At 58.7% G+C, this 17,492-nt stretch carries 10 protein-coding genes; 6 read left to right on the top strand and 4 right to left on the bottom strand.

Annotated features, from left to right (window positions below):
* Positions 1–63: 63 nt before the first annotated feature.
* Together B5M42_RS20285 and B5M42_RS20280 are read right to left on the bottom strand one after the other, a co-directional pair.
* Positions 64–471 carry an RrF2 family transcriptional regulator gene (locus B5M42_RS20285; protein WP_134753544.1) on the bottom strand — a complete coding sequence of 136 codons (408 nt, stop codon included), beginning with the start codon at positions 469–471 and terminating at the stop codon, positions 64–66.
* 242 nt (positions 472–713) lie between these two features.
* Positions 714–2,345 carry a helix-turn-helix domain-containing protein gene (locus tag B5M42_RS20280; protein WP_167689962.1) on the bottom strand — a complete coding sequence of 544 codons (1,632 nt, stop codon included), beginning with the start codon at positions 2,343–2,345 and terminating at the stop codon, positions 714–716.
* A gap of 78 nt (positions 2,346–2,423) precedes the next feature.
* Between B5M42_RS20280 and B5M42_RS20275 the strand changes: the two genes are divergently transcribed.
* The 4 genes from B5M42_RS20275 (at position 2,424) to B5M42_RS20260 (ending at position 9,407) form a co-directional block, all read left to right on the top strand.
* The gene (locus tag B5M42_RS20275) at positions 2,424–2,612 is read left to right on the top strand and encodes a hypothetical protein (protein ID WP_134753540.1); all 189 of its coding nucleotides are present in this window, start codon (positions 2,424–2,426) and stop codon (positions 2,610–2,612) included.
* A 163-nt stretch (positions 2,613–2,775) separates the two neighbouring features.
* Positions 2,776–4,836 (top strand): glycoside hydrolase family 6 protein, encoded by a 2,061-nt coding sequence (locus B5M42_RS20270; RefSeq protein ID WP_167689966.1) that lies wholly within the window; start codon positions 2,776–2,778, stop codon positions 4,834–4,836.
* A gap of 28 nt (positions 4,837–4,864) precedes the next feature.
* Positions 4,865–6,640, top strand: a complete 1,776-nt coding sequence (locus tag B5M42_RS20265) for a cellulase family glycosylhydrolase (RefSeq protein WP_230633052.1) — start codon at positions 4,865–4,867, stop codon at positions 6,638–6,640.
* A 211-nt stretch (positions 6,641–6,851) separates the two neighbouring features.
* Positions 6,852–9,407 carry a glycoside hydrolase family 9 protein gene (locus B5M42_RS20260; protein ID WP_134753536.1) on the top strand — a complete coding sequence of 852 codons (2,556 nt, stop codon included), beginning with the start codon at positions 6,852–6,854 and terminating at the stop codon, positions 9,405–9,407.
* A gap of 186 nt (positions 9,408–9,593) precedes the next feature.
* Here the strand turns inward: B5M42_RS20260 and B5M42_RS20255 are convergent, their stop codons facing one another.
* Complete coding sequence (locus B5M42_RS20255; RefSeq protein WP_134753534.1) at positions 9,594–13,445, bottom strand: glycosyltransferase family 39 protein; 3,852 nt, start codon at positions 13,443–13,445, stop codon at positions 9,594–9,596.
* Between the two features lie 312 nt (positions 13,446–13,757).
* Here B5M42_RS20255 and B5M42_RS20250 point away from each other — a divergent pair, with 312 nt between their 5' ends.
* On the top strand, positions 13,758–15,536 hold the full coding sequence (locus B5M42_RS20250; RefSeq protein WP_134753532.1) for a hypothetical protein: 1,779 nt from the start codon (positions 13,758–13,760) through the stop codon (positions 15,534–15,536).
* 288 nt (positions 15,537–15,824) lie between these two features.
* On the opposite strand, the gene B5M42_RS20245 is transcribed toward B5M42_RS20250, so the two are convergent.
* Positions 15,825–16,343: a C40 family peptidase gene (locus tag B5M42_RS20245; protein WP_230633050.1), complete on the bottom strand. Its 519-nt coding sequence runs from the start codon at positions 16,341–16,343 to the stop codon at positions 15,825–15,827.
* A gap of 220 nt (positions 16,344–16,563) precedes the next feature.
* Here B5M42_RS20245 and B5M42_RS20240 point away from each other — a divergent pair, with 220 nt between their 5' ends.
* Complete coding sequence (locus B5M42_RS20240; protein WP_134753530.1) at positions 16,564–17,160, top strand: DedA family protein; 597 nt, start codon at positions 16,564–16,566, stop codon at positions 17,158–17,160.
* Positions 17,161–17,492: the final 332 nt, after the last annotated feature.

The raw sequence follows: 17,492 nt of genomic DNA, 5'->3' as shown, positions 1-17,492 counted from the left end.
GGCGGGGGAGCTTATGCCAGCGGACAAGCCGATTTTCACCGTGCCAGCGTCTGGCGTCCGACTCTACATCGGCACGCTTGAAAATTCGGCACACAGGTCGATCAGTTTTTTTTGCTTGAGCATCTGTTCCATCGCTTGCTCGGCCTCGGTCATGACGCGTTGAATCAGGCACGTATCCGGCGGATGGCCGAGATTGCAGTCGAATAGCGAGCCTGAGCCTTCAATAGCTTGAATGATGTCGAAAAACGACACGTCCTCGCGGGTCGCAAGCAGCCGATAGCCGCCGTTGACGCCGGAAGCGGACTCGATAATCCGCGCTTTGACGAGGCTGGTTAAAATTTTGGACAAATACGTCGGGGAAACGTGTAACGTTTTCGCAAGCTGCTGTACGCCGACAGGCTTACTGGAAGCGCTGGCCATCAGGTGCATCATCGCGTGCAGCGCGTAGTTGGTTGCTTTGGAATATTTCAAGGATTCACGTCCTTTTGTTTCGATAAGAGACTTACAGAATCGGCAATGTCCATTATAAAATTGATGCCGCCCCTCGTCAATTGGCGGGCGGTCAAGGATGCGGCGGCTAGAGGATGTTTCTGCGCGGCGGGCGCGGATTTTGCGACCTGCTGAACCGCGTCAAGATAACCGCGCCGAATGATCGGCGCGGTTGTTCGGCTGTTCGTTCAGCGGCAGCTCGGGGGCGCAGCCTCGGCCCACCGCTATGCGCGCCGGTGCTGCTTTTGATATTCGCTGGGCGTAAGGCCGGTCCATTTTTTGAAGGTGATGCTGAAATGGCATTCGTTTTGGTAGCCGACCGTTTTGGCGACGCTGACAATTTTCATGCGCTGCTCCTCAAGCAGCTTTTTGGCCTGGGCGATCCGGTAATGATGCAGGTAGGTGAGGAAATTGACGCCCATTTCTTTTTTGAACAGCCGGCTTAGGTAGACCGGAGATACGTAGACGCTTTTGGCGGCGCTTTCCAGGGTGAGCGCGGTATCGTATTTGCCGCTGATCAGCTCCAGCACCTCCTGAATGACGCGATGAAGCGGCTTGCTGCGCTGCAGGTGGCCGGCTAACGCACCGACCATCTCGGATAAGGAAGCGGCAAGCTCGTCGAATGTCTCCCATTGGGCCAGCTTGGCAACGGCTTCCTCCAGCTGCGCTTCGCCCGGCCAAGGGCTGCCCGCGCTTTGAAAAAGCTGGCGGCGCAGCTCGCCGATCAGGGCTGCCGCCCGCAGAATCAGCTCGCTGCGTGAATATTGCGCCTTGCTGCGACAGTGCTCCAGCCACAGCGCGATACCGTTCAGCGCCTTGGCTTGGCTGCCTGTGCGAACTGCGTCGACGATGCCCATTTCCAGCCCGTACAGCTCACGTTCGGCGTGGGCGGCATCGAGAGCTGCGCTGCCCGCTGCGCTGCGTTCCTCTTCGTAGAAGTAGCAGCCGCCTCGGCCGGCGTAAAATCGCGCTTCCGCTGCTTCGCGGGCCTGACGGTAGGACAGGGCGGCGCTGTTGATGTTCTCTTGTGGCATACCGATGCCGATGCTGGCCGTCAGGCGCAAATACTTGCGCAGGTTAATCTGCAGCAGCGGCAGATGGAGCTTCAGCCTTCCCGCCACCCAACCGCGGTAGTTGCCGATCCAGACGATATGCTCGCCGTCGCGGAACGCTTCCAGCAGGCCGGAATAGACGGGGGACAGCGTTTCCTGCACAATGTTCATCACGCCATAGCGCAGCAGCTCCAGATCCTGCTCCTTGTGCGGGCCGCCGTGGATCGAGCCGTAATCGAGCCGGACGACGCCGACGTGAGCGCGCGAAAAGGTGAGCGCCAGCTGCAGCGCTTCGAGCGAGTCGCGCCGGTTTTCCAGCGGACTGCGGTCGGTGGTCACCCAGCGGCGAAGCGTCTCGGCTTTGGCGCTGCGCAGATGCTCGCGCCAGTGGCGCTGCAGCTGCTGCAGGCTGCCGTGGCGGCGGGAACGATTTAGAAGCAATTGGGCCGCTTCCATGACGCTTTGCTTCACTGCGCGCGAGCAAAGCGGCAGACTGAGGCAGTCAAATGCGCCTTGAGCGAACGGATCGTCTTCAGGACGCCATTCATCGGTGGCGGTAAGCAAAATACATACGGTAGGCAGACCGGAGGCCCTCCATTCGCGGATGAGCTCCATGCCGCCGGCGTCCGGCAGACTGAGCCGGATCAAAGCGATGTCGGGAGCAGAAGCGTGCGCCAGCTCCCGCGCCGCTTCGCGGTCCGCTGCTGCCACGCAGCTGAATTCGCGGAACTCGTCCGACTGCAGGAATGAGGCCAGCTCGTTGCGGCTTTGCGGCTCGTGATCGACGACCATGACTGTAAACATGCGGGTTCCTCCTTCTGCGATCATGCTCTGCATGATCGGAAAACGTTTTACAAAAATGGTGTGAAGGAGCCGCTGCGCATGCACAAGGCGATCTCAGCGGTTCCGGCTATCGGCAAATTTCATATTTCTAATACAAATATACAAATTTTGCGGCAAAATAGTAAAGAAAAAATTCTGACAAAGCTCAAAAAACAAGAAAAAAAAGTAAAAAATGTGAAAGGTGGGTTAATAAATCACGGTTGTTGGTCAATTGAAAACGTTTTATGATGAACGTAACGCAGAAAAGGGGGTGAATGGTGAAAACAGCAATCGGCGGCGCGGATTCCGGCCGCGGAGGCAAGAAGTACTGAGAGCACCTATCATGGTAAAAGGAGCTGTGAATGCATTGAATTTTCGCGCGCGTGCACGGAAAGGTTTGAATGTTGTTCTGATGGGTCTGCTGGCGCTGGGCGGCGTGTTGTCGTTCGGGCCGCTGGAGCCCGCTGTTCAAGCGGCTTCGCATGTCGATAATCCCTTTGTCGGCGCGACCAGCTACATCAATAACGATTATGCAGCGCTGATCGACACGTCCATTGCGCAAACGAGCGACAGTACGCTCAAGGCCAGAATGCAAACGATCAAAACGTATCCGACGGCCATTTGGCTGGACCGGATTGCAGCGATTGGCGGGGGCGGCCAGAATAGCGGGCGGCTGGGTCTGGAGGGCCATCTGGATGCAGCGCTGGCTCAGCAGACGGGCTCTACGCCGATTACGGCAACCTTCGTCATCTACGATTTGCCGGGACGCGATTGCGCCGCTTTAGCATCCAACGGCGAGCTGCCGTTAACCCAAGCGGGCCTGCAGACGTATAAAACGAGCTACATTGATGCCATCGCCGCTATTTTTGCCAAAGCGAAATATCAGAATATCCGTATTATCGCGGTTGTCGAGCCCGACGGCTTGCCGAATCTGGTAACGAATCTGAGTGTCAACGCCTGCGCGCAGGCCAATTCCTCTGGCATTTACGTCTCCGGCATCCAGTATGCCCTGAACAAGCTGCACGCAATTCCCAACGTGTATACGTATATGGATATCGGGCATTCCGGCTGGCTCGGTTGGGACAACAACCTGCAAGGCGTCGTTCAGCTGTTCACCAGCACGGTGCAAGCTACCACTGCAGGATTGGCCAGCGTAGACGGCTTTATTTCGAACACATCCAACTATACGCCGGTTGCCGAGCCTTATTTGACCGATTCCAGCCTGAACGTCGGCGGGCAGCCGATACGCTCGTCCAATTACTACCAGTGGAATCCGAATTTTGACGAATCCGATTTTTCGGCTTCCTTGTACAGCCATTTCGTCAGCGCCGGCTGGCCGACGAACATCGGCTTTTTGATCGATACATCGCGCAACGGCTGGGGCGGAGCCAACCGTCCCAGCGGAGCGAGCGGCTCCGAAGTGAACGCATATGTCAACTCCGGCCGGATTGACCGCCGCGACCACCGCGGCTTATGGTGCAATGTGAATGGCGCCGGATTGGGCGTTCCTCCGCAAGCAGCGCCTTCCGGCTACCCGAATTCGCATCTCGACGCTTTCGTGTGGGTGAAGCCTCCAGGCGAATCCGACGGCGCCAGCACGCAAATTGCCAACGACGAGGGCAAAGGAGCGGACCCGAACTGCGATCCGACCTATACGACGTCCGCGGGCGTAAAAACCGGCGCGATGACGAATGCTCCGCTGGCCGGTCACTGGTTCCATAACCAATTCGTCATGTTGATTCAAAATGCGTATCCGCAGGTGCCGATCGGCAACAATACGCCGACGCCGACGCCGACGCCAACACCGACACCGACGCCAACACCAACAGTAACGCCAACGCCAACACCAACACCGACGCCGACGCCGACGCCGACAGTAACCCCGACGCCAACACCAACAGTAACGCCAACACCAACACCAACACCAACACCGACGGTAACACCGACACCGACACCGACACCGACACCGACACCAACGGTAACACCAACACCAACGCCAACATCAAGCCCGGGCGCCATCAAGGTTCAGGCGATGAATGCCAACACGGCAGCGACGTCCAACCAGTTGTACCCGCGCTTCCGCGTCACCAACACGGGTTCAAGCGGCTTGAATCTCACCGATCTGAAGCTGCGTTATTATTACACGAAGGACGGCACGCAAGCGCAGACGTTTAACGTTGACTGGGCGGCCAATGTCTACACGGGACTACCTTCAGGCAGCGTCACCGGCAGCTTCGTTTCCGCATCGGGCGCGAACACGGATACGTATCTGGAGATTGGCTTCACCAGCAGCGCGGGGACCTTGGCCCCGGGAGCGACACTGGAGGTGCAGACGCGTGTGAACAAGTCCGATTGGTCGAATTATAACCAGGCTAATGATTATTCTTTTAACGCTACCGCCACTGCGTTTGTGGATTGGACCAAGGTGACCGGCTATGTTTCCGGCGTCTTGAAGTGGGGAACCGCACCATAACTTTTTTGCCAAAAGGAGCTGAGCAGCTTTGTTCAAAAAACGGATGCTACAAGTGCTCGCTGCCCTGTCGCTGACCGTGTCCTCGCTGGGACTGGCCGCGGCAGGCGCTCAGGCGGCACCGAACTACTATCATACATCGGGCAATAAAATCGTCGATTCGAGCGGCAATCAGGCCGTATTTAACGGCATTAACTGGTTTGGCTTCGAGACGACCAACTTTGCGCCGCACGGCCTATGGTCGCGGTCGATGGACAGCATGCTGGATCAAATGAAGGCGAACGGCTATAACCTGATCCGCCTGCCTTACTGCAATCAGATGTTTGACGCCAGCTCGCAAATCGCGGGCATTGATTTCAGCAAAAATCCCGATCTGCAAGGGCTAACCCCGATTCAGGTCATGGATAAGCTGGTTCAAAAAGCGGGAGCCAAAGGCTTCAAAATCTTCCTCGACCAGCATCGCCCGGACGGCAATGCCCAATCCGAGCTGTGGTATACCTCCGCCTATCCGGAGACGCGCTGGATCAGCGATTGGACGATGCTGGCGAACCGCTACAAAGGCAATGACACAGTGATCGGAGCGGATCTGCACAATGAGCCGCATGGACCGGCGAGCTGGGGAACGGGCGACCTGAGCACCGACTGGCGTCTGGCGGCCCAGCGGGCAGGCAACGCCATTCTTGCCGTCAACCCGAACTGGCTGATCATCGTCGAAGGCGTCGAAAAGAACGTCCAAGGCGAATCCAGCGGCTACTGGTGGGGCGGCAACCTCAAAGGGGTCAAAAATTACCCGGTCGTGCTGAATGTACCCAACCAGGTTGTATATTCGCCGCATGACTACGGTCCGGGCGTAGCGGCGCAGACCTGGTTCAGCGATTCCAGCTTTCCGAACAACCTGCCCGCTGTCTGGGATGCCTACTGGGGCTACATCAGCAAGACGAACATTGCGCCGATCCTTGTCGGCGAGTTCGGTGGACGCGGCGTGGATACAACCTCGAGCGAAGGCAAATGGCAGAACAAGCTGGTCGACTACATCAAGGACAACGACTTGTATTGGACCTACTGGTGCTTGAATCCAAACAGCGGCGATACCGGCGGCTTGCTGTTGGACGACTGGACAACGTGGAATCAGCCCAAACAGGCAATGCTGAGCCGGATTATCAAAACTGGCCCGACGCCAACGCCAACTGTTACTCCTACACCAACGCCAACAGTGACGCCGACACCAACGCCAACAGTGACACCGACACCAACCCCGACACCGACGGTCACACCGACACCAACGCCAACCGTCACGCCAACCCCGACGCCGACGGTAACGCCAACGCCAACCCCGCCTCCCGGCGGCGCGATCAAGGTGCAATTGGTGAACGGCAGTACGGCAGCGACGTCCAACCAGCTGTACCCGCGCTTCCGCGTCGTCAATACGGGATCTAGCGGCATCAATCTGGCCAATCTGAAGCTGCGTTACTACTACACGAAGGACGGCTCGCAAGCGCAGACGTTTACGGTCGATTGGGCCGCCAATGCCTATACCGGGCTTCCTTCCGGCAGCGTGACCGGCAGCTTTGTATCTGCATCGGGCGTCAACACGGACACCTACCTGGAGATCGGCTTCGCCAGCAGTGCCGGAACGCTGGCTCCGGGGGCGACGCTGGAGGTGCAAGCCCGCGTCAACAAATCCGACTGGTCCAATTACAATCAGGCCAACGATTATTCCTTTAATGCCACCGCCACGACATTTGTGGACTGGAGCAAAGTGACGGGTTATGTTTCCGGCACCTTGCAATGGGGGACAACGCCTTAAATCCGGATAAAAACGAATAGGGTTCATCAACAAGCCGTTCCGGCGCGCAAGCGCACGGGGCGGCTTGTTGGACGTGGAGGCGCGAAGCAGACGGGGGAGAATAAATCACCCTAGTTCGCAGACAAGCCTGTTCGTATAATGAAGCCAGATCGGGAAAGCGTTTTCTCAAAAAACGCGCCGTATCTTACATTTTTCCGGGAGATGATACAGTTTGAAGCAAATTTTACGTATGGGCATCTGCATCTGGCTATCTGCGCTGCTGCTGCTGCTGCCGCTTTTGGCGATTGAGGCTTCTGCCAGCGTCGACACGAGCGTCGTCCGCGTCAATCAGATCGGCTACATGACCGGCGCTGACAAAATCGCCACCGTGGTCAACAGCTCGACAACAGCGCTGACCTGGTCGCTGATCCGTGTTTCCGACAACACCGCCGTCGCGAGCGGCAAAACCATCGTTTACGGGCTTGACACCGCCTCCGGCGACTATGTGCATAAGGCAGATTTCTCCGCTTACCGCAGCGTCGGAACGTATACGCTCAGCGTCAGCACCGGCAGCTCAGCGGTGGTCAGCGTGCCTTTTGAGATCACCAACGATCTGTATCCAACTTTGGCCAAGGATGCGATGGGCTACTTTTATTTCCACCGGCTCGGCACCGATCTGACGTCGCTGACCGGCACGCCGTATTACCGGACGGCGCTGCATCCCGGCGATAACGCCGTGTCCTGCTTCAAGGGAACCAGCGCAACCGACTGGTGCGGCGGGGAAGTGCTGAATGTGCAGAAATCGTGGGCCGACGCCGGCGACTTCGGCATTTATCCGGTTAACCACGCGATGGCGGCCTGGACGCTGCTTAACCTGTTCGAGCGCTATCCGACGCAGCTCGGCGACGGCTCGCTGACGATTCCCGAGAACGGCAACGGCATCCCCGATCTGCTCGATGAGGTGATGTACGGCTCGACGTATCTCAAGGGCATGCTGCCGGCCAACACGAGCCTGCTGGCGTCCCACAAGGTCACCAACGACAAATGGGGCATCAACATCACCACCTCGCCGTGGTGGCAGGACGATTTCAACGTGCCGAACGCGCAATTCGTCAATTTTGAGAACAACACAATGGCCAAGGAAAACGCCGCTACGCCGGCCGCCAAAAGCCGGTTCGCTCAGCCGCCTTCCACAGCGGCAACGTATGCGATTGCCCGCGTTTACGCGCAGCTGGCTCGCGCGGTTCAGCCTTACGACGCCGTGAAAGCCGCCGATTATTGGGCCGTAGCGCAGGACGCCTTCAACCGCGCTCAGACGTTGCCGGTCAAATATTACATCACGGAAAAAGAACCCGATCACACCTACACGCCAACCGTCGATTCTGTGGGCGGAGGCGATTACGACGACAAGCGCATTACCGACGACCAGTATGCCGCTGAAGTCGAAATGTACCTGACGGCGTACAAGCGCAGTGACGCCAACAAAACGGCTTACCGCAATCTGGTGACAGCCAACAGCTTTTACGCCAATAAAACCGTCAATGAATTCAGCTGGCTGAATGTGGAAACCCTCGGTCAAATCTCGCTGCTCAGCGTAGCCAACGACTTGCCCTCTGCTGACCTGGCTACGTTGAAAAACAATTTCAAGGCTTACGCCAGCAAGCTCGTCGCCAACGTGAGCTACGAAGGCTACCAAACGCCGCTCAGCGGCAAAAAAGTTGACGGCTCGGCCGCAACCTACCCGTGGGGCTCGAACTCCAGCGTGCTGAATGATATGCTGGCGCTGGGCATAGCCAACGATATCGTCAATCCGCCCGGCACGACGGTCGTTGACAACGCGTACCTGCAAGCGATGAACAAAGGCATGAACTATTTGTTAGGCGTCAATCCGATGAAGCTTTCCTACATTACGGGCTACGGCGACTATAACGAATCCGATACCCATGACGGCTGGGCCTGGAACGTCTACAAGCAGCTTGGCAATCCGTTCCCGGCAGGCTGGGTATCCGGCGGACCAACCGGCGCATGCGTGTATGCCGACGGCACGAACCAGACCGACGACGGCTTGACGCCGCGGCCGCCGATTGCCCAAGCAAAGCTGTATGCTGCGCCCGGCACGGCCGATAAAGCTTATTGCTCCAAGGAAAATGCGATCAACTGGAACGCGCCGCTCGCTTGGACGGCCGCCTATCTGAACATGAATAAAGATTATCTGAACGCGCAAAATTATCCGCTGACGACCAGCTTCGATATGCGCACGGTCCGCGACAGCGGCAGCGTGAAGCTGACTTGGGCGGCCACAACGGGCGCGCTCGGCTACCTGATTGTCAAGTCGACCGACGACGTCAATTGGGTCACCATCGCTACGCTCGGAGCCTCGACGCTGACGTATACGGACCCGACCGTTAACGCTGGCGGGACGTATTATTACCGTATTTTGCCAACAAACAATTACGGCTCGGCTTCTCCGAACCGCATCGTGGTCACGTCGATGTCCGGCGGCTTCCCGTTTGCCGGCTACAAATTCTCCAGCAGCACGACCAAAACGATCGTCTTGACCTGGAAGCCGGTGGCAGGCGCTGTCAAATACCAGATGGAACGCTCCACGAACGGTTCTTCGTTCAGCGTGAGCTCGACCATTACGCCAAGCAAGGTAATCGTCAATCCCGACGGTAGCTACACCTACTCCGTAAGCGACATGACGCCTACTTACTCGTATTTGCGCATAACAGCCGTGGACGCGGCTGGGGCGTCTACACAATCTAATGTGATGTTTATTCAAAGATAGCGGAAAAAGCGCAACGTCAGCTTACCATACAGAGCCGGGCTTGCAGAGGAAACTCTGCGGTCCGGTTCTTTTTTGCAGGCTAAAAAGGTCTCATGTCCGTTGCGACGCCGCGACCGAACAAGCAAAGAGCTGCCGTTGTCCATCATGCGATGGCGTCAGGCAGCCCATTTTTACAGCTTATTCGTGTCAGGAGAAGAAAATCCAACCCGAGAACCAGCGCAGGAAGTGGCTCGCGTAGGAGCGGCTGACCTCCATGCCGGACAACACCGGATAGAACATCAGGAACAGCAGCAGCGCCGCGCCAAGATACGTGTAAACCGCTTTTTTGGTAAACGCGCCTTGCTCGATGCCGATCTTGATGACATAGGTGATGCAGAAGATCAGGAACGGTACGCTGGCAAAGAAGTGATAAATGAACGTCAGACGCGGTACGCCGACCCACGGCAAATATTCGGCGGCCAGCCCGATCAGTACGACGAGCATCATCCGGTCCTTGCGGCGGAAGGTAAGCGCGGCGGCAATGAACACCGCTATCGTGCCGACCCACCAGACGGCCGGATTGCCCAGCGCAACAATGCTGGAAATATGCGACGGATCAGCCGGAGCCCCGCCGTAGTACCACATCGGCTTGCTCATAATCGGCCACTGCCACCAGGTTGAAGCGAACGGATGCGTGGCGACGAGATGGCTGTGGTAGTTAAACATAAATTTCTGATACGAGACGACCTCGGGCAGACCGTGTCCCGGGCCGGGAACCATCATGAAAGGAATGTAGCTCAGCACGTAAATGACGGCCGGTACGGCAACGAACATCACGAGGCAGACGCCGATGACGATCAGGAACTGCCGCGGGAATTTCAGCGCGTAGGCGCGCTCCAGCGCTTCGGCCGATTCGCGTTCTTCACGTTCCTTTGTTTTATGCTTAGGCTGCTTCTGGAACGGCCGGTTCGCCGCTTGATACTGGCGGTACCGTTCGATCAGCGTCAACAGCAGAATCGCGGCGAGGCCCGCGCCTGCATAAATATCGATCCATTTGGAGGCTGCGCCGATGCCGAAGAACAGGCCGGCCAGACTCAGATTGAGCAGCGTTTGCTTCCACGCCCCGCCGCTGACGAACAGCACGTAGAATTTGTACATGAAGTAATACATCATAATGATGAAAAATACGCCGTACACGTCGATCGTCGCAATCCGCGACTGTGTAAAATGCATGAAATCGACAGCCATCAGGAAGCTGGAGATAAAGGCGTATTCGGTGCGGCCGAACAGCTTTTTGCCGAACAGATACATGATCGGCAGCATCGCTACGCCGAACAGCGTGCCGGCGATCCGCCAGCCGAACGGCGTCATCCCGAACAGCGCGACGCCAAACGACATCAGCACCTTGCCAAGCGGCGGATGCGTATTTTCATACGGCTCCATATGGTGCAAATGCTCGTAGGCGGTGCGGCCGTGGTAAATCTCATCGAAGTACATGCTGTTCAGGTACGACGGACTTTTCGGCGCGGTGCCGGGCTCGTCGAACAGCTTTTGCGCATCGGCAATCGCCGCGGCGTCCATCCCGGAAACCGGCACGAGCTTGGCCGTTACCGGCACGGCTTGGCCGCCCGACGGCTCGCGGAAGAAGGCCAGCTCATAGAAGGTCGCGCCCGGCGCTGTTGCCGTCACCTTGACGTATTGCGCGGTGAACGAAGCGGCCGATTGCTTCCATTGGAACACGGTGCTGCCGTCGAACTTCATGTCCATGACCGGCTGCCAGCTCGTGGTGTCGCTGGATTGCTCGATCTGGAACGAACCGTCACCGATCCCGCCGTACCACATGATGCGCTGGAACGTTTCGCTTTGGCCGAAGTCCAGATAGAAGCTTTGGCCGGCCTGCAGCGGCTTCCAATACGTCTGCGGCGCTTTGAACGAGCCGAGATTGACGAGTGCGACGATCAGGTAGACGAGCGTTAACCCGCTCATCAGCAGCTTGTCCTTGCGCGTCATTTTGGCTTCAACAAACGCGCGCAGCTGGGCGAGCCCGCCCCAGCCCGATTTGCGCGCAGCTTGCGTTACGCGCGGCGCAGCGTCCTGTACGGCGCGTTGCACAAAGCCGAGCGTTTTATTTTTGACATAAATGCTCCAGCCGACATAGACCGCATACAGCGAAATAAGCACGTTCAGCAAGGAAATGAAGCGGAAAAAGTTGTCATCACTGTTCATCCAATAGTTCTCGTTCAAACTGAACTTGAACACATAGGCGACGTTGGCAAACATCGTCAGGCTCAGCGCAGCAAACATATAGAAAATGCGCCGGTCCTTGATCACCGCATAGGCGGCCAGAGCGAGAATGACGGCCGGGTAGCCGTAACGCTCATGCATGCTGGTGCGGAAGACGAACACAAGCAAGCTGATCAGGAACGCCAGGTAGTAGACGCGGTCGTCGCGTTTGCTTATGAAATACAGAAAAGCGCTCAATGCCACGATCAGCACGACGAATACGTTGCCCCACATGCTCATCGACATGAACAGCCACGGCTCCGTTGCTTGAACGCCGTTATAGCCGATGAGGCCAAACCAGTTGGCCGCATTCAGCGTAGCCATCGGATAGCTGAGGAACATTTCCTTGTAATGATCGACGATCCATAGCGGCGACGACTGATACACGGAAAACGGGATGATGGCGATCACGAACAGCCCGATGCCGTAAGCGGCGCTGGTGAGCAGCGTTTTCCAGCTTTTTTGAGTGAAGAAGGCATAGATGAGCAGCGGCGTGAAAATCACGGTCTGCGGCTTGATCAGGAACGCCACGACATACAAGAGGCTTGCTTTGCGCAGCTTTTTGTCGTCAATGGCGATGACCATCAGCAGGGCGACCAGCGTAAAGACCGAATCGATCTGCGCCCAGATCGCCGAGTTGAGATAAACGCCCGGATTGACGATGCAGGCAAGCGCGAATATCGCGGCCATTCGTTCGTCCCAGCGCTTGAGCGCCAGCTTGTAAATTACAAGCGCCCCGAGTAAATCGGCGAGCATCGCCGGCATTTTCAGCACGATCAGGAACAGGCCGGAGTGGCTGTCCATGCCAAACACCTGCTTGAACATGCCGATGAAATACAACACGAAAATATACCCTGGCGGGTAATCGACAAACATGTCCTTCGTATAAAAATGCGACAAGCCGTCGTTGAAGGCATGGCTCGCCCAAATGCTGAAGTCGGTGGCATCGATCGGATGGCCTTCGAGAATAGGCGCGCCGATCAGCCGGATCAGCAAGCCGCCGCCGAGCAGCATCCAGATCAGACGCCGGGAAGCAGCGGCGTTAGCGAGCGGTCCGCTGCCGACTGCGCCGGTATGGAACGACGAGTAGGCCCAGACGCAAAAGCCGATATAGGCGAGCGCAGCGATGATGGCAAAAGCGGCGAAGCCGGGATGCGGCTTGTCCGCCGGGGATTGCGGCTGGGCTTGCGCCTGTTCGCCCGGCGAGAACGACTGCACCGTCTGGCCTGCCGGAGCTTCGGCAACCGGCTCCAGCTGCACGTCGTCGAAGTCGGCCGTGCCGGTGTTCAAGCCGCCGTAAGCGCCGACGCGCAAAGCGATAAGCAGCTCAGTTTGTTCGCTGCCCGTTTTGCCGTAAAGGGCGAGTTGCTTCCATTCGCCGTTGGTGTCCTTCAGATCCTGCGACATCGCCATTACGCCCATAACGGACAAATTTGCGCCGCTTTGCCCGGAGCCGGCTCCTTTCGCCCGCACCCAAGCGGAAAGCTTGTACACCGTGGACGGCTGCACCTGCACCGTCTGCACCCAGCGCGCATCGTTGGCTTGCAGGTTGTCGACGCGTACGAAATGGCTACCGCTATGGGCCTCGCCTTCCTGCAGCGTCAGCTTGCTGATCTGCTCGCCTTGCTGATAAGCATCGGGCGACCAGCCGATCGGGCTGCCGCTCTGCAACGTTTCAAAATCGCCGTTCACAAGCAGCGGCTCGCTTGCAAGCGCTTTCCAAGGAAACAGCAATACAAGCAGCGTCATGATTGTCCAAATGATTAATTTCTTCATATTCCCACCTTCCGAATTTGTGTCGCGCTTGCGTCCGCTGTCCGCCTTGCGGCTTCAATAGCCTTCGCGCACCCGCACAACGATATTCCCCCTTGTTCTAATATGAAGGATAAGGGGCGCTTTTGGCAAGGTCATATATCGCGTTAGGCGGTGATCAATTTCACGAAAACGTTATAGAACGGCAGCAAGCGGGAGCAGGGGCTGTCCGTGCCGCGGTGCTGTCAAGAAACGGTAGCCAATCGGCTGTTTTCGCAGTATGGTAGAGATAACCCGTTTTCTTCAAAGTACGGTAAAAAAGGAGCCATTTGATCGATGCTGATCCCCCATCATCCCTCTGCGGCGGCCGGACGCTCCGCCATCAAGGACAATGCCGCCCGTCCGGCGCCGGTAACTGCTGCGCTTCCGGATCATCAGGCTGGCGTCGCCAGCCTGCAGCGTGCCGTCGGCAATCGCGCGGTCGGGCAGCTGATGCAGGCGCGGCGCAGCGCCGGAGCCGCCGGCCGCCCGGCAGCGGGCGTGCAGCGCGAAACGGCCGGCGCGGCTGCAGAAGCGCAGCGTGAGCCGGAGCCCGGCCAACGCGACCGCACAGCGCTTGGGAGCGCGGCGTTGTCCGGCGAAAGCTCCGTGCAGCGAGCCGCCGAAGGCGACGCCCCTGCGCCGGCGACGGCCCCGGCCCCGGCGTCGGCGGCCAAGTCCGGCAGCGGCGTCTGGATCGTCGAAGACGGCGAGCCCGCCACAGCAGGGCAGCTGCCGCGTAGCGAGTTTATGGCCAAGCTGCGCGAAGAGATCGTCCGGATCGCCGACGAGGTGCTGGCTCCGCTTGGCCAGACCTCGGCCCATTGCCCGTACATCCCGCATTGGTTTGGCTTCTATGAAGGAAAGGACGCCCGGCATATCGAACAGTCGATTCGCCGGTATGCACCGGACACGGCTGGAGCCGCAGACTGGCAGGCGTGTCTGGCGCTGGTCGGCCGTCAGGTCAAGACGGCGTTCCAGATGAACGTCCAGTCCGGCTCGCTGGAAGGCGTGCCCGAGGAGCTGCCGCGCGACCTGGAGGAGCGGCCGGGTTCGGCAACGCCGAGCGAGCAGGCCGCGCCAGTCGCGGCCGCTGCCGACGCCATCGCGGCCGCGCTACCGGCCGCCGCTGCGCCCGGACAAGCTGCCGCAGCAGCGGTTGCTTCGGCCGCGGGGCCAGCAGCAGCGGAGCTTGCGCCAGCGCCGAGCGCCGCTATGCCGGCTGCCTTAGCCGCGGCTCCGGCCGCCGCACTGGGCGCTGCGCTCCCGCCCGCAGCCGTGCCGGCTGCCCCCGCGCAGGCGACGCCGGACAGCGGCGGCGCCTTGGCGGCCTTGTCCGCCGTCCTGACCGCGGGCGAGCCCCGCGTGCAGCGGGCCTTGTCCGCGGCGCCGACCGGCCTGATCCAGCTGTGCCACTCGCCGGACGTAGAGGTCCAGCAGCCGGCGCTGCGCCGCCAACTCCCCGTGCAGCAGCCGCGCGCGCTGCCGGCGATGGCGCGGCTGCTGGAGCCGATCGGCGTTCCTTCACTGGCCCGGGCGGGCGCGTTGGCCGGTATGAACGACGCCGATGCCGTTCAGGCGCTGCATGGATCGGCGAAAGAGCATATTCGCACCGGCGTGGGCCGAGATGATTACAGGGATTTGCTGGGTGGCTGCACCAGCGTGACCGAAGCGATCTCCAACTATTTGGGCGTTCAATACCCGAATGCGCCAATGGCCGGGGCCAAGCACGTCGGCGAAACCCCGTTCACCAGCACGGACGCGCTTGGAGATTGGGTGGCGCAAAGCGGCGATAACGTTTTTTTCAAATGTATCAGTCAAGGCAAATCGCATGAATGGACGATGATGAAGCGCGGCGACACGTACGACTTGTACGAATCCGACGACAACCCGGAGACGGAGGCGGAGCGAAGCCACGCGTTCCCGGCCGGCACGCAGCGCAATGCCGGACAGACGATGCGCGGCGGCAATCTGCAGCAGCTCAAGCAAGCGTTGGCGCAAATGGCCCCAAGAACGACAAACTCGGGCAATGTCCGAGATTATCACGTATCCGTCATCCCGATGCCGATGGGATAATCGGCCTGCCAAGCATTCGTTGCTTTCACTCCGGTGGAAGATGCGGATGCTTGTTTGCATGGCGGGAATTCATGCGGCGCGCCGCAGAGGGGCCTGGATGAAGGGAATTGGCCGGGAAATACGTCATATTGTATAAGCGAATTTCCCTGAACGGCAAAAAATCCCCGCACCGGCGGGGACCTTGCATAAGCTTGGCTTTTTTCATCAACACTAGCATTGTCGGATCAAAAGCAGGCGGCCGGCCTGCCGTCCATGCGTCGCGACCGGATACAACATCCGTCATCCGGACTATAGCACGCGGCGAGCTGTCGCATAGTGTGTCGACCACCAGCCGGAATTCAGGCTGGAAATGGTCACGCCGGGAGAGCCGTACGTGTGCAAAATTTTGCCGTTGCCGATATAGACGGCCACATGGTGAATCGGCGAGTAAAAGAAGACAAGGTCGCCCGGCTGCAGCTGGCTGCGGGATACGTAGTGACCCACCTTGGATTGCTGCTGCGACGAGCGCGGCAGCGAAATGCCGTTTTTCGCAAAAATGTATTGCGTGAACGATGAGCAGTCAAAAGATCTTGTATTGTAGGCTTGTGAGCCGTATTGATAACGAACCCCCATGTAGCGCTCACCGGTGGCGATAATGCTGCTGGCCTTCGATGACGTGCTCGTAGCGGCTGCTTGCGGCGCTGCAGCGGCGTGCGCCGAACTTGCGCCTAGCGTCAGACTGGATGCAGCGATCAAAGATACGCTCAGTGTCATGCCCAGGAACATGCGGCCCAGGCGGTTCTTCTTCATGTTGTTGTTGTTGTTCATGATTGGTTCCTCCTTAGGGTTGTGTGTTCGAGGTCGGCCACCTGACACTACTGTAGCACAGCGCAAATCCCCTGAAAGTTTCCAGCGGGCAAAAAAAGCCCGGTGCAACGCGCGCTTTGCGATCATTCTGAGAATTTCATGAGAATATACTGAGAGATAAGCCCTTGACAAGCCTGCGTCCTGCGCCGGCGCTAACTTTCCCACAAGGCGGTGAACCACGATGAGCCATACAGTTCTTCATTTGATTCAGCATTACGGCTACGCCGGCCTCTTCGTCGTCGTGCTCGTCGGCATCGTCGGTTTGCCGATTCCGATTGAGCTGATGCTGCTGGGGGCGGGCTCTCTGGCGCTCAAGGCCCACCTCAGCCTGCCGGGCGTGATCTGCTGCGCCTGGGTTGGCGCCTGCGTCGGCATGCTCGTCAACTACACGCTGGGCCGGACGATCGGCCTGGAACGGCTCAGCCGCGTGACGCGCTGGGTGCATCTGCCCAAGGAGCGGCTGCTCAAATGGAGCGACGTATTCAGCCGCTACGGCTCGCTGATCCTTATGCTCGGTTATTATGTAGCGGGGCTGCGGCACGCATCGCCCTTTATTGCCGGCGCGAGCCGGATGCCGCTGCCGAGGTTTGCGGGGTTATCCTGCTTCGGCGCTTTGGCTTGGATTATGATTCTGGTCATGCTCGGCCATAAATTCGGCCATCAGTGGCACCATTTGCTGAATCAGCTGCACAAGCCGGTGTGGCTGCTCGCGGCGTTTTCGCTGCTTGCCGGGTACTGGCTGGTCAAAATCGTGCTGCGTTGGCGCCGCTTCTCATAATTTGGCTGTATGCTTGCGCGGAAAAGGGGCCAAGCCACACCTTACGCAAGTTCGGCGTCATCCTGGATGTGCCGTTAGCGGGGCTGACAGCCGCCGCACGGCCAGTGCTGCGCTCCGCGAGATGCGTGCGGTGTGGATTCCGCAAGCCTGGCGTTATCCTGGGCGCGCCGGTGGCTGTCGACGGCCTGCCGGAACGTCTCGCTGCATTTTTTTCGCGCGAGGAGGGGAAGGGACGACCCGCTTGGAAGGCTGGAGTTTCGGGCTGAATCCGGCCCGTTTCCGGCGTCCGCTGCATACCGCCCAATCGGTTAAAAAATCCCAGTTGTATCTTC

The organism is Paenibacillus athensensis (assembly GCF_004514475.2).
GTDB lineage: Bacteria > Bacillota > Bacilli > Paenibacillales > NBRC-103111 > Paenibacillus_AL > Paenibacillus_AL athensensis.
This window is presented reverse-complemented; position numbering and strand designations above follow the sequence as displayed.

Bases quoted from the DNA above. Each gene is read 5' to 3' on its own strand.
- B5M42_RS20275 (WP_134753540.1), top strand. From the start codon at position 2,424: ATGCACAAGGCGATCTCAGCGGTTCCGGCTATCGGCAAATTTCATATT.
- B5M42_RS20280 (WP_167689962.1), bottom strand. From the start codon at position 2,345: ATGTTTACAGTCATGGTCGTCGATCACGAGCCGCAAAGCCGCAACGAG.
- B5M42_RS20250 (WP_134753532.1), top strand. From the start codon at position 13,758: ATGCTGATCCCCCATCATCCCTCTGCGGCGGCCGGACGCTCCGCCATC.
- B5M42_RS20255 (WP_134753534.1), bottom strand. From the start codon at position 13,445: ATGAAGAAATTAATCATTTGGACAATCATGACGCTGCTTGTATTGCTG.
- B5M42_RS20270 (WP_167689966.1), top strand. From the start codon at position 2,776: ATGGGTCTGCTGGCGCTGGGCGGCGTGTTGTCGTTCGGGCCGCTGGAG.
- B5M42_RS20240 (WP_134753530.1), top strand. From the start codon at position 16,564: ATGAGCCATACAGTTCTTCATTTGATTCAGCATTACGGCTACGCCGGC.
- B5M42_RS20245 (WP_230633050.1), bottom strand. From the start codon at position 16,343: ATGAACAACAACAACAACATGAAGAAGAACCGCCTGGGCCGCATGTTC.